A 22,949-nucleotide genomic window follows, 5' to 3' on the forward strand; every position below is an offset into this window, starting at 1 on the left:
ACCTGCTAGTAAGCAATGAAGCCTACTTAGCAGGTCTTTTTGTGTACCGAAGCTACAGCTCGTCCGCAACCCCCAACAAAGCAATCCCTAGAATCACAACGATAATAACGGCATATTGTGCCTTGCTTAGTTTTTCTTTGAGGAAGATTCGCGATAATATTACGGAAAAAATGCTGTATGAAGCAATAAGTGGTGCCGCGATAATCGCGTTGCTGGACATAGCAAATACGTAGAAGAATTGTCCGGTCGTTTCCAGAATGGCTGCGAAGCCCTTATCCCGTTCTTTAAATAGGTTGAACTTTACCTTTTTTAAAAATTTCAGGTATGTAAAAGACAAGATGGCACATATAAAGAAGGTGTATTCATACGCGAGCAGAGCTGCTTTTTCGCTAATCAGGCTGAGTTCATCCAAATAAATAGCATCGGCAAAGGTGCCAAGTCCATCGATTAGGCAGTATAGGATTGGAAAAATGATGGCGATCACACCAATCTGATATTTTTTATCAATCTGTGCGGCACTTTTTTGAAGCGCTTGGTGTTCTGCTTTCTTTTCCAAGATGGCGATCCCGATAATGCCCAAGGTGATAACGGCAACACCAACGATTTCAAGCGCCCCTAGCTCATGGGTGAAAAAGATAAATAATAATATCGTCGTTACAGCGCCTGATGAATTTTGTACGGGGGAGGCAATGGATAACTCAATATATCTAAGTCCAATATAACCAACTGTCATCGACAGGATATAGAGTGCAGACACAGGGAAATATCGGATTAAGTCCATAGGATCAAAGGTTAATCCTTGAATGAGCATATAAGCTGTTGCGTGAATACCCATGACTATCCCCACGATAATGACAATCTTAATATGGCTATACCGATCCTGACTATCGGTCCCCTTTTTATAAAATAAGTCAGCCCCTCCCCAAGCGAAGGCTGTTAATAATGCAAACATAAACCACATGATCATTGCTCCTTGCTGTAGATTAAAATCCCCGCCGATTATACCAGATTAGATTCTACACAGGGTGCTCATTTCGTCACACATAAAAAATACACCCGCTAGAATCGACTGGACAAACCAAAGGTTTATCAAATGTCTATTCTAAAGGGTGTACTTCATAACATAACAGAGGGGTAAGGCGTTCTAGCTTAACGTAGAGTTTTCAATGCGCCACTCCAAGCCAAGACTTGATCCAGCATCCCATTAAGATTGGTAAGATGCAGATCCGCCGGTTTAAACACAGTTCCGTTCTCGAAATCAGTGAACAGTGACAATGCAGGGTGTACACGAACGTCTGCTACAGATAGTTCTCCCAAGATTCCGCGTAGATGTTCAGCTGCACGAGCGCCCCCTACGGAACCATAACTTACGATACCTGCTGCTTTATTATTCCAAGCTTCACGGGCATAATCGAGCGCATTTTTCAGTGATGCAGAAATACTATGATTATATTCTTGTACGATAAATACGAAACCGTCTAGTGTAGCAAGTTTAGTGTTCCATGCTGTTGCTTGTTCAGTTGCATCAGCCTCACCCAATAGTGGAAGCTTGAAATCTGCAATATCTATGATCTCATAATTAGCATCCCCGCGTGCATCCGCAATCTTTTTAACCCATTCTCCTACTTGCGGGCTTAAACGACCTTGACGAGTACTTCCAAGAATAATACCGATGTTTAATTTTGACATTGTTTGTTCCTCCTCAAATTTTGTTCTACCAAATAGTTTGTCTAGAAATCCCATGAAGTACACAACCTTTAAAAATTATTTATCTCAAGAGTAGTAAACTCTGGTTGTCTTTAAGTTAAGTATCTTTAAGATGAGATAATAATACCGCACATAGTGTGCTTTGTCAAGCAACTTTATAATAGTTAGTTTATAGCTTTGCTTCACCTTTACAAAATTAGTTGTTAGGAATATAATTGTTTAAGCAACTATTAAAACAGTGTTAATTGAGAAGGGATACGATCATGACGACAAAGCATAACCAATCCGAGCTTACGTTAGGATTTATGATGGGCACGACTTATCGTAAATTAAGCATGTTATTTCAAAGTGGGCTGAAAGAACATGATATAACACCGGAGCAATGGTCAGTCCTTTTTCATATTGACAGAACGGAAGGTTTGATTCAGAAGGACATTGCTAAGCGCTCTGGTAAGGATAAGCCAACTACAACGCGAATTCTGGATCATTTGGAAGGAAAGGGACTGATCTACAAAAGAACCGGCGAGAACGATCGGCGTTCTTTTAAAGTCTATATTACGGAAAAAGGAAGGTCTCTGGTGAAGGAAACCGTTCCTATTGAAGATAAGGTGACAGAAGAGATTATGAACTGTATTTCTAGTAAGGAATATGAGTTGCTCATGGAATTGCTGCTAAGAATAAACAATCATGTAGATCAAATAACAGATGGAGAGTAGGAAGGCAAGTTATGTTAGAACAACAAGAACTACGTACGAAATTATGGACCAAATCTTTTATTGCTTTAACGATTAGTGCTTTATTTTTATTTATGAATTTACAGATGCTGTTATCTTCATTTCCGTCTTACGTAAAAAGCGAATTTCAGGCCGGAGATATCATGGTCAGCCTCGTTACCAGCGTCTTTGCATTAACTGCGATCGCTTCACGTTTTATGACCGCTTTTCTGATGCGGAAGGTTAGCCGCAATGTATTATTATATATTGGTTTAGTAATTGCCGCCGCTATTACCGGCCTTTATGTTGTAGCAGATTCCATTGGCTCGCTGCTGCTGATGCGTGTGGGCTATGGGATTGGATTCGGGATTGCCAGCACGATTATTCCAACGATTGTTTCGCAGATTATTCCGAGCAAAAGAATGGGTGAAGGGATAGGATATTTCGGTTTATCTACCAGCCTGGCGATGTCGATCGGTCCAATGATTGGTTTGAATGTGATGAAACAATCGGGTTTTGGAACACTGGCTATGATCGGTATGGTAACCTTACTTCTTGCCTTTCCAGTACTTTTATTTTCTCGTTCACTTCCAGCGCAACCGAAAAAAAAGCCTACCCCAACTCAAAGCGAATCCACCAAACCTCTCAAGGTTCCATTTAATACAAAGTTAGTATTGCCCGCCATTCTAAACGTCATGTTGGCAATTACCTACGGGGGATTGCTAAGCTTTATCGCTTTATTCGGCGAATCAGTTCATCTGGAGCAAGTGGGTTTGTTCTTTTTATTTAATGCGGTTACGATCATCATTATAAGACCTATCTCCGGCAGATTATTTGATAAAAGAGGACCAGCTTCTGTCCTAATCCCGGCGGCGGTTTGCGTCGTTGCAAGCTTAACTGTGCTTTCTTATACTACCTCTATGCCAATGCTCATCGTTTCTGCACTGCTATATGGACTTGGCTTCGGCGCTATTCAGCCAACGATCCAGGCTTGGATGCTTCGCACCTCAACTCCAGCACAATATGGTATGGCCAACAGTATGTTCTATAACTCAACGGATTTGGGTGTAGCCAGCGGAGCCATTATTCTGGGGGCAATCTCGGCAGCAACTGATTATGGGATAATGTATCGTTATTCGGCTGGGTTTATGGTGTTGTTCCTTATCGTGTATGTGGGAATTCAGATTAACAAGGCTAGAGTGAATCCATCAACCTTAAGTCAATAGGGTTCGGAGATTAAGCCAATCTTTATCTACTATTCATATTATTTTAAGCTAAGAGGGTTATAGTAATCACATAACCCCCTTATAATATAGACTTTGACCCTGCCGGACGTTGGCAGGGTCCTTTTTTTGTGTATGAAGAGAAGAAGTACATTATGTCGATGCACTTTTCTGGCAGGATGGATTATGCTTAGAAGAATAGGAATCGAAGGGGGAGAGATTTGCGGATGAATATGACATGGAACTTAGATAGTTTATATCCTTCCTTTGAATCGGAGCAGTTAAAAAGGGATCGCAAGCTACTGGACCAGCATATACAAGATTTAAAGCGGTGGGCTGAGCACCATTTGAAAGTAAAAGACGTTACAGCCATGTCTGTGGAGGGCTTTTTAAGAATTTATAATGATTATAAAAGCATATATGTATGCTTGTTAGCTTATGCAGAGTTAACACTCAGCGCAGATAGTTGCTACGAGGAAGCCATGAATCTTGCTGATGATATTGAGGAGGCCAATTCAGAAATCATAGGGGTAGTTGTGGCTTTTAAGCGCTGGTTTAGCACTTGTGATCATATGGATGAGCTTATCGTTAGCTCACCTTATCTAATGGAGCATCAATTTTGTTTGCGAGAACTCCTGTTACAATCCCGCTATGAGTTAAGCGAAGAACTTGAAATGGCTATAGCCAAAATGCAGAGTACAGGATCCAAAGCATGGAGCAGACTGTATATGGAGAGGACTTCAAGTGCACTTGCAGATTTAGTGGTAGATGGGGAAACTAGTCAAGTGACACTTGCGGAGCTAAGAAGTATGGCTTATGAGAATAATGCCAGCTTAAGAAAAGCTGCTTATGAAGCAGAGGCAGAAGCCTGTAGTCTTATTGCTGAGGTCTGCGCAGCCAGCTTAAATGGCATTAGTGGTGAGGCGGTGACGATTTATGGCATGCGGGGTTATCAATCTTCTCTGGAAAAAGTGTTAATCGCTTCGAGAATGGACAGTGAGACTTTAGCCGCTATGCTCACTGCTCTTCGGGAGAGCCTGCCAGCCTTTCATACCTATTATCAAAAGAAAGCCGAGCTGCTGGGACATCCGGCAAAGCTGCCTTTTTACGATATTTTTGCACCAGTCGGTGTAGAAAACGGGAAAATTACATACGCTAACGCCAAAGATACAATCATCTCGAGCTTCGCAACCTTTAGTGAGGAACTGTCTTGTTTTGCTCAGAAGGCTTTTGATCAGCAATGGATTGATGCAGAACCTAGATCAGGCAAAGGGGGGTATGGACTTTGCATTGATATTTTTCCGATTGGCGAGAGCAGAATTATGACCCAGTTCACCGGAAATGCCATAGATATTAGTATCCTTGCCCATGAGCTCGGCCATGCCTATCATAGCTCCTGTCTGGCTAATGAAACGATGCTGAATACGGATTACCCGATTCCGATTGCTGAAACGGCTTCGATTTTTTGTGAGACGATAGTGAACCATGCCATAATTACAAATTCAACGGAGAAGGAAGCTCTGCTTATTCTGGAGAGAAGTATTTCTGATGCCGGTTATTATCTTGTAGACTTTTATGCCCGTTATTTATTTGAGATCAAATTATATGAGAGAAGAGCATTAGGCCCGCTGTCTGTTCAAGAGCTAAATGAATTGATGATTGCCTGTATGGTGGAAGCCTATGGTGAGGGCATTGACCCGGGTACAATCCATCCGTACATGTGGATGAACAAAGCTGGATATTTTATGGCTAGTAATGAATTTTTGAATTTTCCGTATTCCTTTGGTTTGTTATTCTCTAAAGGGCTGTACGCGGAATATTTAAAGAGGGGCGAAGAGTTCGCCCCTAAGTATCGCCAGTTCCTTAGGGATACGAGCAAACATAATATTGTTGATGTAGCAAAAACAATGGATCTAGATGTTCACTCCGTCGACTTCTGGAGAAGTGCGTTGAAGCTGATAGAGAGCGATATTGGGGTGTTCATCGCTAAAGCCTAAACAACTCTCCAATTATGGTCACAGGCAGCTTCAATTTGGCCATGCTTTTCAATGTAGTCCGTGACAATTTCAGATATGTCGATCATAATTTCTTGAACAATCGCTTTACCCTTATACATCTCATAATCTCCGCCACCGCTGGCTCTATAATTGTTCATAACAACCTCATATTCTTTAGAGTCCTCTATAGGCTGTCCTTGGTACAGCAGATGGAGGACTCTTTCGCCTGCAGGTCTAGCGGTATCAAGCTCGTATTGTATTCCTTCCCACATATCATAATTGTAATGCTGCGGTTTAGGCTCGATGTAGGCGGGGTTAACGATTATTATTCCGTTCTCGTCTTGTTGGAAATAGTTAGCGGTTTGTTCTAAGGCCTCTCTAATATCTTGTCCTGTCAGTCTTAGGACGGTTAAGGTGTTGGGATAAATGAAGTTCGATAAAATGTCTCTGCGTGTGATGGTTTCGCTGAAACCCTTGCAATCGTTACTGAGTAAGGCTGCTGTAGAAATATCTACGCCAGTAGCCTCCATTTGTACCTTATTCATAAATTCTATAAAAGGGTGGTCAGCTAAGCGGCATTCATCAGCACTGGAAATAGACAGGTCCCCGATAACCGTTCCTATTCTCTCATCCAGCCAAGTTTGTGTTTCTGATTCAAGAGTACTGCTCAGCTCTAGGATTATTTCATCTGCAGCTGTTGTCTCATTAGCGTTAAGGAGCTCGGCATGTTTACGCTGAATCTTCCAGTGTGTATTTTCTTTTTGGAAAATAACCGAAATTTTACCGAGGGAAAGTCCATTACAACCAGGTTGTATGATTGTAACACCGTTCAACTCCCCAGCTATGGAGCGGTGCTGATGTCCGGTAATTAGCACATCTATGCCCTCTACCTCTGTACACATGGCGTAGGCTTGATTCTCCCCCGTTAGTCTTTCTACAGGTTCTCCACTGCTTAGATCGCGTTCGAATCCGCCGTGGTAAGCTACAACGAGCAGATCAGGCTGCTCTTCTGCCCGTATAATGGCACACCAATGCTTTACAGTCTCTAGCGAATCCTCAAATTGAAGCCCTTCAATATGGCTAGGGTTCTCCCAGTGGGGGATGTAATGCGTCGTAACCCCTAGAACGGCTACTTTGATTTTATCTACCCATTTGATGATATAGGGTTTACCAAAGGCGGGTTGATTTGTCGTGTTATCTATAATTCCAGCTGATAACCAAGGAAAGCGGGAATCCTGAACGGCTTTATTCAGCAGAGTTTTGCCAAAATTGAATTCATGGTTGCCAATAATTGCAGCGTCATATTTCAATTCATTTAGTGCAGCTATACCCGGATTCAGCTCATTACTATAATGTGTAGCTGCATAATAAGTTAACGGTGTGCCTTGAATAAGATCACCGTTATCTATAAGGATCAGCTCAGGAGTATGGGATCTTTCTTGTTTAATGAGGGTAGCAATTGTTGCTAAGCCTGCTGGTCGTTTCTCCCCCGTGCGGTAATCGACGGGCCCAAAATGTCCATGTACATCACTTGTTACGAGGATTTCACAGGTTATTGAATTCTCTTTATTCATAGGTAGCCCCTCCTGATAATAAGTTCAGACCTCATTCTAGCAGATAATTGGCTAACTTTAAGAGATTGGAATAAATTTTACATATATTTGATGCTTGGTTGCTATTGATTTAATAAAACACATCTATAGTTTAGAAGTACTCAAAAATAAAAATAGAAAACAGTGGAGGTCTTTCGTTTGAGAAAAATCAGTAAATTCGTATTGCCGCTAATGATGTCTATTACATTGCTTAGTGGTTGTGGCGCTAACAACACTACAAATAATGCAAACCAAGGATCGACAGAAGGGGCAAATGCACCGAAGGAAACGGCAGCTCCTGTAGCAGAGGGTTATGTTCCAGAGAAGCTTACTGTACAATTTGTTCCTTCTCAAAATGCAGATACGCTCGAAGCTAAAGCGAAACCTCTTGAAAAATTACTGGGTGACAAGCTCGGTATTCCTGTAGAAGTAAGTGTCTCTACTGATTACAACACCGTTATCGAAGCTATGGCCTCTAAAAAAGTGGATGTAGGTTTCCTTCCTCCAACTGCTTACGTGTTAGCTAAAGAAAAAGGAGCAGCTGAGGTTATTCTTCAGGCTCAACGTTTTGGTGTAAATGATGAAACCGGTGGTCCAACAGATGAATTAGCGGATTTCTATAAATCTATGATTATCGTCAAGAAAGATTCTGCGATCAAATCGGTTGCCGATTTGAAAGGTAAAAAAATTGCCTATCAAAACGTTACATCCTCTGCAGGATTTGTATGGCCGGCTGCAACGCTTATGGATGCGGGACTTGATCCGCTGAAGGATGTACAAGCCATTACGGTTAAAGGTCATGATCAAGGCGTGCTTGCTGTGCTGAATGGTGACGTAGATGCAGCAGCTATTTTCCAAGATGCCCGGAACACGGTCGTTAAGGATTATCCAAAAGTATTTGAAGATACTCAAGTTCTCGCCTTTACTGATAAAATTCCTAACGATACGATTTCGGTCCGTTCAGATATGAATAAAGAATGGATTGAAAAAATCCAGCAGGCATTCATTGATATCGCAGCTGACACAGAAGGCCATGAGATTATCAAAGACATTTACTCTCATGAAGGTTATGTGAAATCACAAGACAGCAACTTTGACATTGTTCGCGAATACAACAGTAAAGTAAAAACAGAGTAGAACAGGCCATTCAAGGATACAACGATGTTGGTGTATAACAGGCATTAAGGATAGCCAGCTCCGGATTCCCCCCCGGATCTGGCTATCTCTTTTATACGAATATACGAAAACACATAAAGGGATGATTTCATGATAGAGCTTCGTAATGTATCCAAAACGTATCTAAACGGAACCAAAGGATTAAACAACATTAACCTGACCATTCCAGCCGGAGAATTTGTAGCTATTGTTGGTCTTTCGGGAGCAGGGAAGTCGACCTTGCTGCGTTCCATTAACCGGCTTCATGATATTTCCGAAGGTAATATTCTTATTAACGGGCAGTCCATCACGAATGCAAAAGGAAGCCGGCTACGAATGATCCGTAGGAATATCGGAATGATCTTTCAAAGCTTCAACTTAGTGAAACGTACGACTGTGCTTCGTAATGTTTTGGCAGGACGGGTGGGCTATCATTCCACACTGCGGACGATACTTGGCAGATTCCCACAAAAGGATATCGATTTAGCCTTCGAATCCCTTGATCGGGTAAATATCGCCGAGAAGGCCTATACACGTGCAGATCAGCTATCTGGAGGTCAGCAGCAACGTGTAGCTATTGCCCGTGTTCTTGCGCAGGAGGCACAGATTATCCTCGCAGATGAACCTGTAGCTTCACTAGATCCGCTCACAACCAAGCAGGTTATGGATGATCTAAAGAAGATTAATATGGAACTCGGGATTACAACCATTGTGAATTTGCATTTTATTGATCTGGCTAGAGAATACGCTACCCGGATTATCGGGCTCCGGGCAGGAGAGGTTGTCTTCGATGGTCCTGTATCAGAGGCAACCGATGAGAGGTTTGCTGAGATTTACGGCAGACCGATTCATCAGGATGAGTTGTTAGGTGAGCCTGTACTCGGAGGCGTGTGAGATGAGTGTGAATGCAGAGAAGCTACATCCCAAACCGCCAAGGAAGATAAAACATTATTTCACAGCCATTATATTAGTAGTATTACTGTGGAGAAGTGCTGTCTTAACCGATTCATCCTTCGGGGAGCTGATCTCCGGTCTGCCGAATATGCTTGATTTGCTTAAGGAAATGTTTCCCCCGAACTGGGGGTATTTTGACAACATTATAGATGCGATGCTGGAGACGATCCGGATGGCGCTGGTTGGCACAACGTTTGGTGCCATTCTTGCGGTTCCGGTTGCGCTGTTGTGTGCAAGCAATATTACGCAAAGCCGTTGGCTTCATTATCCGGTTCGTATGCTGCTGAACCTGATCCGTACGATTCCCGATCTGCTGTTGGCTTCTATCTTTGTGGCTATTTTCGGCCTCGGTGCGCTTCCTGGGATATTTGCATTGACGATATTTTCGTTGGGGCTGATCGCTAAGCTTACCTATGAAACGATGGAGACGATTGATCAAGGACCTTTGGAAGCAATGACTTCAGTGGGGGCTAATAAGATTCAACGCATTATGTTCGGAGTCATTCCACAGGTACAGGCTCATTTTATGTCTTATGTCCTATATGCCTTCGAGATTAATGTTCGTGCTGCGGCGGTTTTAGGTCTGGTAGGAGCGGGTGGGATCGGCCACTATTATGAAGTCACCCTAGGCTTTTTGGAATACGATAAGACTTGCACCATCATCTTGTTCACATTAGCAGTAGTACTGATTATTGATTATGTAAGCACTAAGCTGCGGGAGAAATTAATATGAGTAAATCATGGAATACCCTTGTCCCTAAACCCCGTAAAAATCGTTTTCGTTGGCTGATTTATGTAGCCCTAGCCGCGTTATATATTTGGGCTTTTTCGGGAGTGCCGTTTAATGGATTCAAAGAAACCGCCGGGATCATTACTAAAGCAATTTTTGCCGGGATATTCTCACCTGACTGGGCCTTCGTTTATTTACCAGATGGGGAGGATCTCCTGCGGGGATTGCTCGAGACGTTAGCTATTTCAATCCTAGGCACTTTTATCTCGACCTTTTTATGTATTCCTTTTGCATTTTGGGCTGCAGTTAACATGAGCAAGGGAAAGGTAATTTCAGGTTCCGGCAAGCTGATGTTGAGCTTTATACGAACCTTCCCTGAGATTATTATGGCTTTGTTATTTATCAAGGCTGTTGGACCGGGTTCTTTTGCAGGTGTGCTGGCTCTGGGACTACATTCGGTGGGCATGCTCGGCAAATTGTTCGCGGATGAGATTGAGAATATCGACAACGGTCCACTCGAAGCTTTAATTTCTTCTGGTGCCAGCCGCATGCAGGTATTGTGGTTTGCGGTGTTGCCGCAGGTACTGCCGGGATTCTTATCCTATACCTTATATAGATTCGAAATTAACGTTCGTTCGGCTACGATTCTAGGTGTGATTGGAGCAGGGGGGATCGGCACACCGTTAATCTTCGCGCTCAGTTCACGGAATTGGGACCGCGTGGGGATTATACTGCTAGGTATCATTGCGATGATCACAATTATTGATTTGATTTCCGGCAAGATCCGGAAGAAGCTGGTGTAACCGAGTTGCATAATGATATGTGAGACAAAGACCTCCTTAGGGTATGAACCGAACCTAGGGGAGGTCTTTTATGATATGATCCATACTATATTGGACCATTCGAAAATGTATGAAAAAGTAATAATTATTTTTTCTGAAACATATGTTGGTCTATCCGACTTGTACCAAAGGAGTTGAAGGTTTGGAATCTGCGCTTATTGGCAGCTTTGTATCGGCAATGGCTACCGTTCTTGGAGCATTTCCGATCCTGTTCGTGAAGAGGTTATCCGAGAAGTGGAAAGATATCCTCGTAGCCTTCACTGCGGGGATTATGGTGTCCGCCTCCACGTTTGGACTCATGCCGCAATCGATCAAAGAATCGGGGATTATCGCTTTAACCTTGGGCTTGATTACCGGAGTGCTGCTGCTTGATTTAATTGAAAATAACATCCCACATATCGATGTGGAGAATAAGCCCGGTTATACCAATATGGATTCAAAAGCGCTGCTTGTTATGATTGCGCTGTTCATCCACAACATACCAGAAGGCCTCAGTACAGGTTTCAGTTATGCCAGCGAACAGGCCAGTTTAGGTCTTACCGTGGCGATTGCCATTGGCGCACAGAATATGCCGGAAGGTTTGATTCTTGCGGTCTTTCTGATGAATTCGCGAACTAGCAAGCTAAAAGCCTTAGGAATCGTTACACTTACCGGCTTGATGGAGATGGTATCTGCGGTGATCGGGTATTTTACTGCTAGTTACCTGCATAATGTTGTGGGTTATGGTCTAGCTTTTGCAGCCGGGGCTATGCTCTTTATCGTTTACAAGGAGCTGATTCCGGAGAGTCATGGCCATGGTTATGAGCGGCCTTCGACGTATTCGTTTATTTTTGGATTATTGATCATGGTGTACATCACGCAGATATTTGGGTGAGCAAATATAAGGATTTTCCTTGAGTCTTGTCGAACAAGATTAATTATGTGACGACACATAAACTTGAAAAACTACCATTTTACACTTTACTTATTTTTATCGTTGCTGGATCTATAGGAGCGGGGTAATTTTACCCTCGTTCCTTTTTGGCGTTGATGGCAGTGCTCCATGGAGTAACGGCTGCGCTGATCCTGGTTGTGATTGGAACCATTGCTTTTGTGTTCATTAATAGAAGCAGTAAGTGCATTTTGTTGGTGGTGGTTTTTCGTTTCTATACCCTTCTGTATATGTAATATACGTACATTACATAGTTTGCAGATTGCACTGGATGTCGGAGTGATCGGGGTGTTGGTGTTCATCGCAATGATGGGTATGTTGAATAAAGTGGATGATAGTCGAAAATAACACGGTGTATATTAAAAAATACATTGTGATTTGTTAGATTATGTTTTACTATAGGTAAGTATTTCCATAGCATACATATTTAATGAGGAGAAGATTATCTGCGGTTTTCTTTCTACTACAGGAGCTCCTATTTTTGAAGAAGGTTGTGGGAGGTATTCAGCGAAAGGTATGAAAAAGTTATTTGGTTCAGAAGAATCTTACTGAGATAATCCATTAGTAACCCAACGAGTAACCTAATGTTTTACATACTAAGGGATGCATCAATTACATCTAGGGGGTAATATGTTTATGCAAGTGAAGAAGTCTGTATTTATCAGTTCATTAGTAGTATGCAGCTTAGTGTTCGGGGTAGTTGGAGCAGGAGCAGCAAATGGTATCACAAAGATTCAAGCTGCTTTAAATTCAAATATCAAGTTTAAAGTTGATGGCAATTCATGGCAACCAAAAGATGGTAATGGAAAGAATCTCTCCGCGCTTGTCTATAACGGTACTACCTATCTACCATTACGTTCTACAGCAGAGGCTCTTGGTGTCAACTTGTCGTTGAACAGCGCAACACAAGTGATTTCACTGGATAGTGGTTCTGCAAACGGGATTCCTTATAATGATGCGACGACTTCAGTCGCAGCTCCGAGTACAAGCACATCATCGACTCCAGTCGCATCTCCAAGTACAAGCACATCATCGACTTCTAGTGATATCAAGGTACTTTCTGGAACTACATCACAAATGACTAGCAAATTAAAGGAACAAGCTGTGATTCTTCTTAAAATGTACGGAGATTCCCTATTAAGTGGAGATACTTCCAACTACGCCGCTTATTTATCGAAAAATGTATCTACTTCTCGTGAAAATTCGGGAACTTCTTTGGGGGATGACTACTTTATAGATAATTATTCTGATTTGGTAACAGGCACAAAGAAAGCGAATTCGGCATCAACTCTCAAGTCTTTTGCAAAGGCTTTACAGGATGTTAAACTTTCTGATATTGAGGTTGGGCTTATCAGTGATAAAAATGAGTACTTCCAACGTTTCAGCTTCTCTTTTCAGCCGAAAGACTTTAATGCTCTCAGTACTGTTAACGTCTATTTTTCATATGATGTAGAGACCTATAACAGTAGCACTTATATATTGTCCGAAGCCTACGTAGACTAGGAACTCGAACAAAAATATCTTTCAATCAAGCCTATTCCTCAGAATAGGCTTTTTATTTTGGCTTTAAAGTTGACTTCATTCTAATGAGTGCAATTGATCTCCAAGCTTTAATCTAAAATGTTAAAAAAACGGCCAATGAAGTGCCAGAGCAGCATAAGCTGCCTGATCTCATTGGCCGTATTGCAGAAACGGCTTCCACCTCTAAAAGTACGGTAATGCCGTTTCCTCTTGTTTAGTCCACAATTATCCCCGCAGAATTGCCTCAATTTGCTCTAGCTCTTCAGCGCTAAGCTCTGGGGCATTTAAGGAAGCGACGGCATCTTCAATCTGGCTTACCTTACTTGCGCCGATCAATGCAGAAGTTACTTTGTCTCCACGGAGTACCCAAGATAACGCTAGCTGAGACATTTTTTGTCCACGTGCAGCAGCAATCTCGTTCAGTTTGCGAACCTTGCCGATCGCCTCTTCGGTAATGGCATTCTCAGACAGGAATACACTTGGACCAGCGGCACGGGAATCAGGAGCGATTCCGTTTAGATAGCGATCGGTCAGTATGCCACCTTGTAGCGGGGAGAACACAATGGAGCCGATGCCTTCTTCAGACAATACATCCTGCAAGCCATCTTCAATCCAGCGGGACATCATGGAATAGTTTGGCTGATGAATCAGGCATGGCGTGCCTAGTCGACGCAGAATTTGTGCCGCTTCGCGTGTTTGTTCAGGTCCGTAATTCGAAATCCCGACATACAGCGCTTTACCTTGGCGTACCACGAGGTCCAGCGCAGCCATGGTTTCTTCCAGTGGTGTATTTGGATCTGGACGGTGGTGATAGAAAATATCAACATAATCCAGTCCCATACGTTTTAAGCTTTGATCTAGGCTGGAGACGAGATATTTTTTGGAGCCCCATTCACCATAAGGACCAGCCCACATATAATAACCAGCTTTAGTAGAGATAACCATCTCATCACGATAAGGGGTCAGATCCTTTTTAAGAATTTGGCCAAAACTTTCTTCGGCGGAGCCTGCGGGTGGACCGTAATTATTGGCAAGGTCAAAATGAGTGATTCCAAGATCAAAAGCTCTTCTTACCATGGCGCGGCCATTCTCAAATAAGTCGTTGCCGCCAAAGTTATGCCATAGACCAAGCGAGATCGCTGGCAGGAGTAGACCGCTCTTTCCGGTGCGATTATATTTCATATTGTCATATCTGGTAGCGCTTGCGTTATACATGATTTATTCCTCCTATAAACACTTATTACTTAGTACGTTACGTCCTTATTGTAGCGAAAGATCGCGGACAAACGTATGTCAGCAAGGAAGAAGTTTATAGTACAATGTCATTTTCGAGATGACGGCTACGGTATTCTTTTGGCGAACAACCTTTCACCTTCTTGAACATCCGCGAAAAGAGTAAGGGGTCCTGATAGCCCACAGAACGTGAGATTTCACCAATCGTGCATAAGGTCTCTGTCAGCAGCTCGCACGCCTTAGCGATGCGGAAATTTAATAAATACTGCTGTGGTGGCATACCTATTGTCCGTTTGAACAAGGAGGATAAATATTTGCGATCCAGCTTGAGCGAAGAGGACATCATCTCAACCGAAATATTTTCACAATAATGTGTATGCAAAAAGTGCAGGCATTGCTCGACGTAAATACTCTTTTGACGTGGTAAAGGAAGTACATCTGGAACTGCTGGCACCGCTCGAAGTAACAGAGAAAAGAACTCATACATAATTGCTTTTAGAGGTAGATCCAGACTGTCCGAAGCTTCAGCTGCTTGTGTCAGGAGCTCGTATAATTTCGGCATAAGCTGTTCATCCATTGGAAAGATCGGGTGCTCAGGTGACAAGGCGGTTTTGGCCAAAATATAATCAACCTGCTCCCCGGTAAAAGCTACCCAAGAATAGGTCCATGGATTTGCAGTGTCTGCTGTGTAGGCAGTTACGATATGCGGATAGGTGAGAAAAGCTTGTCCTGGCCTAAGATAATGGGTCTGTTCACCCACAGTAACTTCACCTGTTCCTGCATGGATAAAATGTATTTTATATACGTCACGGACCCCAGGTCCAAAAAAATGTCCGGGAAGACACTGCTCCCGCCCCCAGTAATGGAGATGCAGGTCGGGATTGCCTCGGAAGGGACGCTCAGAATTATAGTTAAATATCGCCATGGATGATTCCTTCTCTTTCTTCTATAGAGTTAATCAAGGTAGTTGTACCCGCTTACTTTTATTATACAGCATATTTTAGAAGGAATATTAACTCGGAATTGCAGACAATTCAAAGATCGTAGTTTATCCCTGTCCAGTTTGGTTAAGTAAGCTATGAAGCTGAACGTATGAGCTAACTACATCAATAGGAGGTAATGGAGATGAATAAGAGAATAGTGGGTGTCTTTGCTGCCGAATACGAAGCTTCGCGAGCTATTGAGGAGTTGAAGCGTCAGGGCTGTAGGACAGAGGATATTTCGATTATCGCGAGAAATAAAGCGGATGAGGAAACTCTTAGAGACGAGTCAGGAACCGTGGCCCCGGAAGGTATGGCTACAGGTGCAGCTACTGGTGGCCTGCTGGGTGGAGTAACGGGGCTGCTGATGGGAATTGGCGCTTTGGCTATTCCTGGTATTGGACCTATTATTGCAGCCGGCCCTCTTGCGGCAACACTAGCCGGAGCGGCGATAGGCGCAGGCAGTGGCGGGTTAGTCGGCGGACTTATTGGCCTTGGCATCCCTGAAGAGGAAGCAGAGAGCTACGATAATTACGTGGATGAAGGTCATATTCTAGTAATGGCGGATGTGGAAGGCGAGCAGAAGGAGCAAGAAGTGAAACAAATCTTCGCAAAGTATAACAGCCTGAACGCAGAACGCTTTGAGAAAGTTGCTAATATAGATCCATTAGCGAGTGAACGTATTGGAAATAAATAAGAAGCAATTAGCATTCAGTGTAAAAAAACAAAACAGGCTATCTCACTAGCAAAGGATACTGCTAGTGAGATAGCCTGTTTTTTGTGGTTTTATAGAGAGACAGCATTTTGCCTAACGGTTAGCGCAGCCGGTATTTCTTTTCCTGGCAGGAAATGAATGCTGCGGATATAGCGGATCGTCCCGCTCTGTGCCCGCATAATTACCGAATGTGTCTCCGCGCGTTCTTTACCGATGAAACGGACGCCGTTCAGGAACTCACCTGACGTTACACCCGTGGCGGCAAAGAGGACGTCGCCCGTGCCAACCATGTCTTCCATGTATAGCACTCGCGTTGGATTGGCAATTCCCATGCGTACACAGCGCTGTAGCTCTACTGGTCCATCCGGGAGCAATCTGCCCTGCATTTCACCACCAAGGCATTTCAGTGCAGCGGCAGCAAGAACACCTTCGGGTGCTCCGCCGGAACCCATATATAAATCGACATCGCTGTCTGGCAGTGCAGCCGCAATAGCGCCAGCGACATCTCCGTGACCAAGCAGCTTAATTCGTACCCCGGCTTCACGCAGGCTATTAATCAGCTGCTCATGCCGTTTGCGATCCAGCACCATTACGGTTAACTCGGAGAGGGATTTGCCAGTGTAATGGCAGGCTTTTTGCAGAGTGATCTCTACAGGGTCCTCGAGTCTAAGCTTACCGGCAAGTTCAGGCCCGCAGGCTAACTTTTCCATATAAATGTCCGGGGCATGCAGCAGGCTGCCTTTATCTGCTATAGCAATAACAGATTGCGCATTATGCAGGCCACAGGCAACAACCTCAGTTCCTTCGAGAGGATCGACGGCTACATCGACAGAGGGACCTTTTTGGTTCCCGACTTTCTCACCAATATAGAGCATTGGAGCATCATCCATCTCTCCTTCACCTATCACAACAGTTCCGTCGATGGACACAGAATCGAACATGGAACGGATCGCAGTCGTGGCTGCATCATCTGCCGCATTTTTATCACCCCGTCCAATCCAACGAGCCGAGGATAAAGCACCTAGTTCAGTTACCCGTACAATCTCAAGGGCCAGTTCGCGCTCCATTCTAATTCCCTCCAGTGCATTCTATATATTTTGTAAACTGAAATTTAGATATAACCCATAATAATACCAGCGGTTTCTTCTATAGCCTTGTCAGTAATATCAATTACAGGACAGCCCAGCTTGTTGAACAATGAAGCGGCGTATTCCATCTCTTCGGTGATCCGCTCCAGACTTGCATATTGGGAGCCTGTCGGTAATCCGAGAACCTTAAGCCGCTCAGAGCGGACCTTCAGCATGTACTCGGGTTTCATGGTTAATCCGATAAGCCGGTTCGGCGGCAAGCTTAATAGTTCTTGCGGAGGACCAATCTCCGGGATAATTGGATAGTTAACGACTTTTTTTCCTCTATGGGCCAAAAAGATGCTAAGCGGTGTCTTTGAAGTACGGGACATGCCCAGCAGAACGATATCGGCTTTGAGCATGGCACCCAGATCACGGCCGTCATCACAGGCGACGGTGAATTCTATAGCTTCTATGCGGCGGAAATAATTCTCGTCGAGCTGGTGGAGAAGACCTGGCCGCTGCTGAGGAGCATCGTCGAAGGTATCAATGAAGGCCTGCATCATAGGGCCCATGATATCAACGATCCGTAAATCAAGACGTACCGCTTCCTCGCGGATCATTTCTCTTAATTCTGGCTGAACTAATGTATAGGCGACAAAACCTTTATGCTGAGCTGCTTCTTCCATAAGGTTGCGTAGCTCGTCTTCATGCCTAATATTGCCGTATCTTTTAATGGTGACCTGCTGATTCTGAAATTGGTGAATAACGGCCTGCACGACAGCCTCTGCCGTATCTCCTATAGAATCCGAGCATATCGTTATTAAGTTGGAAGATTGCTCGATGCTCATGGGTTCCTCCTGTTATCCTTTGGCTTCAAGTTCGAGGAGAAGTTTGATGATGGAGGTTTTTGTTAAACGTCCTACCACATCCAGTTTTGTACCGCCGTCTTCAGCGGCGCTGGGAACAACCACCGGCAAACTGTCTACCTCGTGAAAAATCATCTTATGTGCAGCTTCAAGCACCGGCTCATCCGGTGAAGTTGTGACCACTTTGGGCTGGCGCGTCATAACCATGCTTACGGGCATGGAGACTGCACCGGGGTTACCCAAGGTTACCTTTAAGAAATCCTTACGTGAAGCAACGCCCGTGAGTTTACCCTCTTCGTCACAGATAATAAGAGTGCCTACATCCTGTAGAAAAAGCGTAACTACGGCATCTTGAATAGTTGTGGTCTCACGGATAACTATAGGTACACTTTGAATTTCTTTGACCATCGTTTCCTGCAGCAGATAACCGCTTCCCTGACGACTGGATGATTTCAATCCTGGGAAGTACCCGACCTTCGGCTTGGCGTCGATATATTTGAGCATAACCAAAACAGACAGATCCGAGCGAATTGTTGGCCGGGTAAGATTCAAACTTTCGGCAATCTGTTCGCCGGTAATCGGAGCTCTTTTGTTAACGATATCGATAATCTCTATTTGACGTGATGTCAGTTCGATCACAATTCCCTCCACTTCCGATAAAAAAGGCATTCCTCTTTAGAAAAGAAGCGCCGTTAAGCGAATCCTCCTTTCATATATGAGTCATATTTAGCTGTGTTTAATTTAACTTGTTTATATAATACGCAATAGTGGTCATAAATGCAATATATAGTACGTCATATATTTGATTTTTTTAACGCAACAGTGTTGATCTTCTTTTTTTGCAGTAATTGCTTTAGAGCATCAGCATTCACTAGGATTGTTCCGGCAATGATGGTGAACACTCCAAGAATTGTAATCCAAGATACGGACTCCTTGTAAAAGAAAAAGCCTACACCCACCGCAATCGGTGGAGAAATATAAAGCCAGGTAGAAGGAAACACTGGGTTGGTCTTAGCTACGAGCCAGTAGAACAAGGTATGGCCGACCATGGAGCCGATAACTGTGAGATAGAGCAGTGAACCTGCTGTTTCGAATGAGAAGAGAAATGCAGGATGTACTTTTTCCGTGGCAAAAGAAAGAATGAATAACAACGCACCGCCATACATCATTTGAGCCGCATTCAGCGCAATCGGTGAGACCTCAGGCATACTGTTAATTACTTTTTTGGAGTAAATCGCACCTACAGCATAGCAACACTCTCCAATTAGGACTACGGCGCAACCGATGAGCCACAGTGGTGAAATATCAACGGCGAGATTGGGGAGAACCAGCAGCAGTACGCCAGTGAAGCCGATGATGCAGCCATATAGGGAGATGGCGGGTGCTTTTTGCCGAAGAATAGAGGTTTGGAGCAGCAGGATCATGATCGGTCCAGTGGCAGAGAGTACAGCTGCAAGCCCTGAAGAAACATATTGTTCAGCCCAGTAGAGACCCGCGAAGGTGCCGAAGGTTAGAGCAGACCCGGTGAACAACATTTCTTTGCGCAACAGCAAGGAGAAGCTGGCTTTACGTTTCCAGACCATCCATAGGAATAGAACAGCGCCCGCGACAAAAAATCTTAAGCCCGCTGAAAAGAAAGGAGGCGCACCGGCATCTACGCCGATTTTGATAGCTAGAAAGGTCGTGCCGAAGATCAGACATACAAGTGCATAAGCAAATAAGATCATTTTGAAAGTCCCCTTTTGTGTGCTTTATAAAATATAAGAATTTATAAGCTGGCATTTTGTTAATCATATAGGGGAGAGGACAGAACAGATTGCCTTGTGTAGAACAGATTAATTCGGAAATCGTGTACAATATGATTACAAGGTTGTTCGGAGAGGAGTTGTAGCCAGATGAAAAAGGTTGTGGGAGCGGAGCATAATCATCCTTTGTTTCGGCAGGTCTATGAATTTTTATTAAATCGCATGGAGCGAGGGGAGTGGGTCGCACATGATAAGCTTCCTTCTATACGGCTGCTGGCGGAGGAGCTTAAGGTACATCGACTGACCGTATTCAAAGCGTACAGACGGTTGACGGAGGATGGAAAGGTTTATGTAAAAGATAAATCAGGATATTACGTGGCACCCATAATCTCGCTTCCTGCTATTGAAGTAGGAGCCGCAGTATCGGCTTATGCGCTCACTAACCCGCTGTCTGATATTCAGAGAGTGCCAGTTAAGTATCAGTTCTCGCAGGCGCTGATTGATCCGGGGCTGCTGCCGAATCTTTTTCTATCTGACTATGTTAAAAAAGTGTTCGATCTATATCCCAAGGTAATGGGAACGTATGCCTCGGTCCAGGGGGATAACGAGCTGCGTGAGACGTTAAGCCACCACTTTCGGAAGCAACATCGGCTGCAGTTAACTTCGGAAGAGCTGCTTATTACCTCGGGTGCGCAGCAGGCGATCAATCTGATTGCCCGGATTGTGCTTGGTCCTCTGGATACGGTGCTTGTGGAGCGGCCTACTTATAGTGTTGCTATGGATATTTTTCGCCGGGAGGGGGCACGGTTGGTTCCGGTAGAGATCACTCCGGAGGGATATGATCTGGAGGAAGTAGAAGCTTTGATGAAAAAGCATAAACCGCGTATGTTCTACATTAATCCAACGCATCACAATCCAACTGGATACACGGTGCCTGTGCAACAGCGCAAGCTGTTGGTAGAACTGGCCGAACGTTATCGCTGTTTACTGGTGGAGGATGACCCGTTCCGCGATATGTATTTTGATGAGGAGCCGCCGCCGCCCTTTTTTGCTTATGATACGGAGGGGTGGGTGATCTATATCAGCAGCTTCAGTAAATATGTAGCCCCTGGCTTACGAATCTGTGCGGTGGCTTGCCGATATCCATTTATGGAACGTCTAATCACGGCCAAATCACTCGCAGACAATGGCACTCCGCTGCTGAATCAAAAAATATTTCTACATTACTACACCTCCCCGCGCTTGCAACAGCATCTCGGTAAGCTGCGTATTGCGCTTCAAGTGCATAAGGAAATTGTAGAAGAGGAGCTGGCGGGGACTGGCTGGGAATGGACGACTCCGCAAGGCGGACTAAATCTATGGGTGAAACTACCGGAGCAGCTTACGATGGATCGCCTGTTTGCTTCAAGTATGGCGCAGTCGATCGCTTTTGTTCCTGGGGAGTTATTTGATCCACTGGGGGAAATGAAGTCAAGGCTTCGCCTAAGTTATTCCTTTGCAAGCGAAGGGGTGCTGCGCGAAGGAATACAGCGTTTGATTGGGATCGCACACAGTTTGTGAGTGGTACAGCAGGTATGGGGGATTAATGAAGAGGATATGAGGAGTTAAAGAAGATTAGGGTAATTAAAGAAGAGGATTAGAGGAATTGCTACCGGATAAACTTGTATCACTTATTTGGGAATTCCTGTAACACTTTCCACGTTTGCTCCGTCTGTAAGGTAAAGAAGGGGGTTATCAAAGTGCGAAAGATCAATTTCCGAAAGATCAATTTCCGAAGTCCAATGATGATATTTCTAGGTGTCCTATTAATATTTACGGCTTTGCTGACGGTACGGCCCTCGGTCACTTACGCATGTTCCTGTGTTATGCCTGCAGAGCCACTGGAAGCTCTTGAGAAAAGTACAGCTGTTTTTGTCGGGAAAGTAGTGGATATGAAGGAGCCGTCACAGGGGAACATAATTTCTTCTGCTGATCCAGTAAAGGTAACCTTTGAGGTGGATTCCAGCTGGAAAGGGGTCGAGGGGAATCAAGTTACATTAACTACGGCATTATCTTCTGCAAGCTGCGGCTTTGAATTTGTGGAAGGGGAAAGTTACATTGTCTATGCTTATGCTAGAGACGGCGGAGACTCTGGTAATCTGGAGGCTAGTTTATGCAGTCGAACTAAGCGGCTAACCGCTGACTCAGTGGATCTGAAAGAGCTGGGACCGGGTATTTCGCCTACAACGCCTACCGCTTCTCCGGAGGTAACCCCGAATAATTCACCGGAGTCAGAAGCTGGGAGTAATGAGCCTGATCAAACGGGGAACCCGGCTGGGGACAGTGATTCCTTTCCACTTGTTAATGTGGGGATTAGTGGAATAATTATCGTTCTAGCAGCTATAGCTGGGGCTGTTCTATACCGTCGTAGAAATGATGGAACGCGCAAAAAATGACTCTAACTGTAGAGTCACGTCATGTAATGTAATGGTGGGATCAAGTTAGGACGTAAGAGTATATAAGGGGTTGTGATAAAATAAGCGGTCGCTCGGGATAAACATCCGAGCGACCGCTTATTTGTTTGAGAAGACCTTGAGTAACTGGTGTTGGGCTGTGTTGGTGGACCAGTGGTGGAGTATGTTGGTGGGCGAAAAGGTACTGATGCTAATGCTGGTGTGTGCTGAAGGGCGGCGTAGGTCTAGAGTTGGTATGTGTGGAAGGGCGATGCAGGTCTAGTGCTGGTGCTGGTGCTGGTGCTGGTGCTCAAGTGTAGCTCGGAATCATCTAGAATCAATAATTAGGGAAATCCTCCCTGATTTTATCGTGTTTTACTCATTAATAGCGATAATTGGGGAATTCCTCCCTAAAATTCTGCGGAAATTGCCCTTTTTGCCTATAATCGGCTAATTATTAGGGAGAAATTCCGCAATAAGTTTAACGCGCGCCTATAAAGTTCGATTATTAGGGAGAAATTCCCTAAATATGATTTCAAAGTG

The 22,949-nt window shown here is 44.2% G+C and carries 21 protein-coding genes; 12 read left to right on the forward strand and 9 right to left on the reverse strand.

The features are described 5' to 3' along the window. Window positions 1-52: 52 nt before the first annotated feature. Both NST40_RS05075 and NST40_RS05080 read right to left on the reverse strand, forming a co-directional pair. Window positions 53-961, reverse strand: coding sequence for an EamA family transporter (locus NST40_RS05075; protein WP_341001266.1), 909 nt, complete (start codon window positions 959-961; stop codon window positions 53-55). Window positions 962-1,149: 188 nt separating this feature from the next. Next, the gene (locus NST40_RS05080; RefSeq protein ID WP_036676495.1) at window positions 1,150-1,689 is read right to left on the reverse strand and encodes an NADPH-dependent FMN reductase; all 540 of its coding nucleotides are present in this window, start codon (window positions 1,687-1,689) and stop codon (window positions 1,150-1,152) included. Window positions 1,690-1,970: 281 nt separating this feature from the next. On the opposite strand from NST40_RS05080, the gene NST40_RS05085 reads away from it, so the two are divergent. The 3 genes from NST40_RS05085 (at window position 1,971) to NST40_RS05095 (ending at window position 5,640) form a co-directional block, all read left to right on the forward strand. Continuing rightward, window positions 1,971-2,423, forward strand: coding sequence for a MarR family transcriptional regulator (locus tag NST40_RS05085; protein ID WP_036676493.1), 453 nt, complete (start codon window positions 1,971-1,973; stop codon window positions 2,421-2,423). Between the two features lie 11 nt (window positions 2,424-2,434). Further along, window positions 2,435-3,646, forward strand: coding sequence for an MFS transporter (locus NST40_RS05090; protein WP_076220506.1), 1,212 nt, complete (start codon window positions 2,435-2,437; stop codon window positions 3,644-3,646). Between the two features lie 224 nt (window positions 3,647-3,870). Further along, window positions 3,871-5,640, forward strand: a complete 1,770-nt coding sequence (locus NST40_RS05095) for a M3 family oligoendopeptidase (RefSeq protein WP_342410463.1) — start codon at window positions 3,871-3,873, stop codon at window positions 5,638-5,640. Here NST40_RS05095 and NST40_RS05100 read toward each other — a convergent pair. Further along, window positions 5,637-7,214 (reverse strand): bifunctional metallophosphatase/5'-nucleotidase, encoded by a 1,578-nt coding sequence (locus NST40_RS05100; protein ID WP_342410464.1) that lies wholly within the window; start codon window positions 7,212-7,214, stop codon window positions 5,637-5,639. The genes NST40_RS05095 and NST40_RS05100 overlap by 4 nt on opposite strands. Window positions 7,215-7,391: 177 nt before the next feature. Between NST40_RS05100 and NST40_RS05105 the strand changes: the two genes are divergently transcribed. From NST40_RS05105 to NST40_RS05130, 6 genes are all read left to right on the forward strand, one after another. After that, a complete protein-coding gene (locus NST40_RS05105) occupies window positions 7,392-8,369 on the forward strand; it encodes a phosphate/phosphite/phosphonate ABC transporter substrate-binding protein (RefSeq protein WP_076220235.1) in 978 nt (325 codons plus the stop codon). Window positions 8,370-8,498: 129 nt separating this feature from the next. Further along, complete coding sequence (phnC, locus tag NST40_RS05110; RefSeq protein WP_038568965.1) at window positions 8,499-9,281, forward strand: phosphonate ABC transporter ATP-binding protein; 783 nt, start codon at window positions 8,499-8,501, stop codon at window positions 9,279-9,281. A gap of 1 nt (window position 9,282) precedes the next feature. Continuing rightward, window positions 9,283-10,074 (forward strand): phosphonate ABC transporter, permease protein PhnE, encoded by a 792-nt coding sequence (gene phnE / locus NST40_RS05115; RefSeq protein WP_036676482.1) that lies wholly within the window; start codon window positions 9,283-9,285, stop codon window positions 10,072-10,074. Continuing rightward, window positions 10,071-10,874, forward strand: coding sequence for a phosphonate ABC transporter, permease protein PhnE (gene phnE, locus NST40_RS05120; RefSeq protein ID WP_036676480.1), 804 nt, complete (start codon window positions 10,071-10,073; stop codon window positions 10,872-10,874). The genes phnE (NST40_RS05115) and phnE (NST40_RS05120) overlap by 4 nt, the downstream gene beginning before the upstream one ends. A gap of 181 nt (window positions 10,875-11,055) precedes the next feature. Continuing rightward, window positions 11,056-11,787: a ZIP family metal transporter gene (locus NST40_RS05125; RefSeq protein ID WP_342410465.1), complete on the forward strand. Its 732-nt coding sequence runs from the start codon at window positions 11,056-11,058 to the stop codon at window positions 11,785-11,787. A 693-nt stretch (window positions 11,788-12,480) separates the two neighbouring features. Continuing rightward, a complete protein-coding gene (locus NST40_RS05130) occupies window positions 12,481-13,347 on the forward strand; it encodes a hypothetical protein (RefSeq protein WP_076220905.1) in 867 nt (288 codons plus the stop codon). A 243-nt stretch (window positions 13,348-13,590) separates the two neighbouring features. On the opposite strand, the gene NST40_RS05135 is transcribed toward NST40_RS05130, so the two are convergent. Together NST40_RS05135 and NST40_RS05140 are read right to left on the reverse strand one after the other, a co-directional pair. Continuing rightward, complete coding sequence (locus tag NST40_RS05135; protein ID WP_076187312.1) at window positions 13,591-14,583, reverse strand: aldo/keto reductase; 993 nt, start codon at window positions 14,581-14,583, stop codon at window positions 13,591-13,593. A 91-nt stretch (window positions 14,584-14,674) separates the two neighbouring features. Next, the gene (locus NST40_RS05140; RefSeq protein WP_076220789.1) at window positions 14,675-15,523 is read right to left on the reverse strand and encodes an AraC family transcriptional regulator; all 849 of its coding nucleotides are present in this window, start codon (window positions 15,521-15,523) and stop codon (window positions 14,675-14,677) included. A 200-nt stretch (window positions 15,524-15,723) separates the two neighbouring features. Between NST40_RS05140 and NST40_RS05145 the strand changes: the two genes are divergently transcribed. After that, the gene (locus tag NST40_RS05145; protein WP_076220788.1) at window positions 15,724-16,275 is read left to right on the forward strand and encodes a general stress protein; all 552 of its coding nucleotides are present in this window, start codon (window positions 15,724-15,726) and stop codon (window positions 16,273-16,275) included. Between the two features lie 89 nt (window positions 16,276-16,364). On the opposite strand, the gene glpX is transcribed toward NST40_RS05145, so the two are convergent. The 4 genes from glpX to NST40_RS05165 form a co-directional block, all read right to left on the reverse strand. After that, window positions 16,365-17,360, reverse strand: coding sequence for a class II fructose-bisphosphatase (glpX, locus tag NST40_RS05150; RefSeq protein WP_076278048.1), 996 nt, complete (start codon window positions 17,358-17,360; stop codon window positions 16,365-16,367). Window positions 17,361-17,404: 44 nt separating this feature from the next. After that, entirely contained in the window at window positions 17,405-18,205 is an 801-nt protein-coding gene (locus NST40_RS05155; protein ID WP_342410886.1) for a pyruvate, water dikinase regulatory protein, read from the reverse strand. An 18-nt stretch (window positions 18,206-18,223) separates the two neighbouring features. Further along, a complete protein-coding gene (locus NST40_RS05160) occupies window positions 18,224-18,868 on the reverse strand; it encodes a helix-turn-helix transcriptional regulator (RefSeq protein WP_081383827.1) in 645 nt (214 codons plus the stop codon). A 155-nt stretch (window positions 18,869-19,023) separates the two neighbouring features. Continuing rightward, window positions 19,024-19,956: an EamA family transporter gene (locus NST40_RS05165; RefSeq protein ID WP_076130627.1), complete on the reverse strand. Its 933-nt coding sequence runs from the start codon at window positions 19,954-19,956 to the stop codon at window positions 19,024-19,026. Window positions 19,957-20,124: 168 nt separating this feature from the next. Between NST40_RS05165 and NST40_RS05170 the strand changes: the two genes are divergently transcribed. Both NST40_RS05170 and NST40_RS05175 read left to right on the forward strand, forming a co-directional pair. Beyond that, a complete protein-coding gene (locus tag NST40_RS05170) occupies window positions 20,125-21,534 on the forward strand; it encodes a PLP-dependent aminotransferase family protein (RefSeq protein ID WP_076220446.1) in 1,410 nt (469 codons plus the stop codon). A gap of 179 nt (window positions 21,535-21,713) precedes the next feature. Then, window positions 21,714-22,409: a hypothetical protein gene (locus NST40_RS05175; protein WP_076220491.1), complete on the forward strand. Its 696-nt coding sequence runs from the start codon at window positions 21,714-21,716 to the stop codon at window positions 22,407-22,409. The last annotated feature ends 540 nt before the right edge of the window (window positions 22,410-22,949 follow it).

The sequence above is a fragment of the Paenibacillus sp. FSL R10-2778 genome (assembly GCF_038593035.1).
GTDB lineage: Bacteria > Bacillota > Bacilli > Paenibacillales > Paenibacillaceae > Paenibacillus_AQ > Paenibacillus_AQ odorifer.

Coding starts and splice junctions, on each gene's coding strand:
- NST40_RS05075 (WP_341001266.1), bottom strand. CDS start 961: ATGTGGTTTATGTTTGCATTATTAACAGCCTTCGCTTGGGGAGGGGCT.
- NST40_RS05080 (WP_036676495.1), bottom strand. CDS start 1,689: ATGTCAAAATTAAACATCGGTATTATTCTTGGAAGTACTCGTCAAGGT.
- NST40_RS05085 (WP_036676493.1), top strand. CDS start 1,971: ATGACGACAAAGCATAACCAATCCGAGCTTACGTTAGGATTTATGATG.
- NST40_RS05090 (WP_076220506.1), top strand. CDS start 2,435: ATGTTAGAACAACAAGAACTACGTACGAAATTATGGACCAAATCTTTT.
- NST40_RS05095 (WP_342410463.1), top strand. CDS start 3,871: ATGAATATGACATGGAACTTAGATAGTTTATATCCTTCCTTTGAATCG.
- NST40_RS05100 (WP_342410464.1), bottom strand. CDS start 7,214: ATGAATAAAGAGAATTCAATAACCTGTGAAATCCTCGTAACAAGTGAT.
- phnC (WP_038568965.1), top strand. CDS start 8,499: ATGATAGAGCTTCGTAATGTATCCAAAACGTATCTAAACGGAACCAAA.
- phnE (WP_036676482.1), top strand. CDS start 9,283: ATGAGTGTGAATGCAGAGAAGCTACATCCCAAACCGCCAAGGAAGATA.
- phnE (WP_036676480.1), top strand. CDS start 10,071: ATGAGTAAATCATGGAATACCCTTGTCCCTAAACCCCGTAAAAATCGT.
- NST40_RS05130 (WP_076220905.1), top strand. CDS start 12,481: ATGCAAGTGAAGAAGTCTGTATTTATCAGTTCATTAGTAGTATGCAGC.
- NST40_RS05140 (WP_076220789.1), bottom strand. CDS start 15,523: ATGGCGATATTTAACTATAATTCTGAGCGTCCCTTCCGAGGCAATCCC.
- NST40_RS05145 (WP_076220788.1), top strand. CDS start 15,724: ATGAATAAGAGAATAGTGGGTGTCTTTGCTGCCGAATACGAAGCTTCG.
- glpX (WP_076278048.1), bottom strand. CDS start 17,360: ATGGAGCGCGAACTGGCCCTTGAGATTGTACGGGTAACTGAACTAGGT.
- NST40_RS05165 (WP_076130627.1), bottom strand. CDS start 19,956: ATGATCTTATTTGCTTATGCACTTGTATGTCTGATCTTCGGCACGACC.
- NST40_RS05170 (WP_076220446.1), top strand. CDS start 20,125: ATGAAAAAGGTTGTGGGAGCGGAGCATAATCATCCTTTGTTTCGGCAG.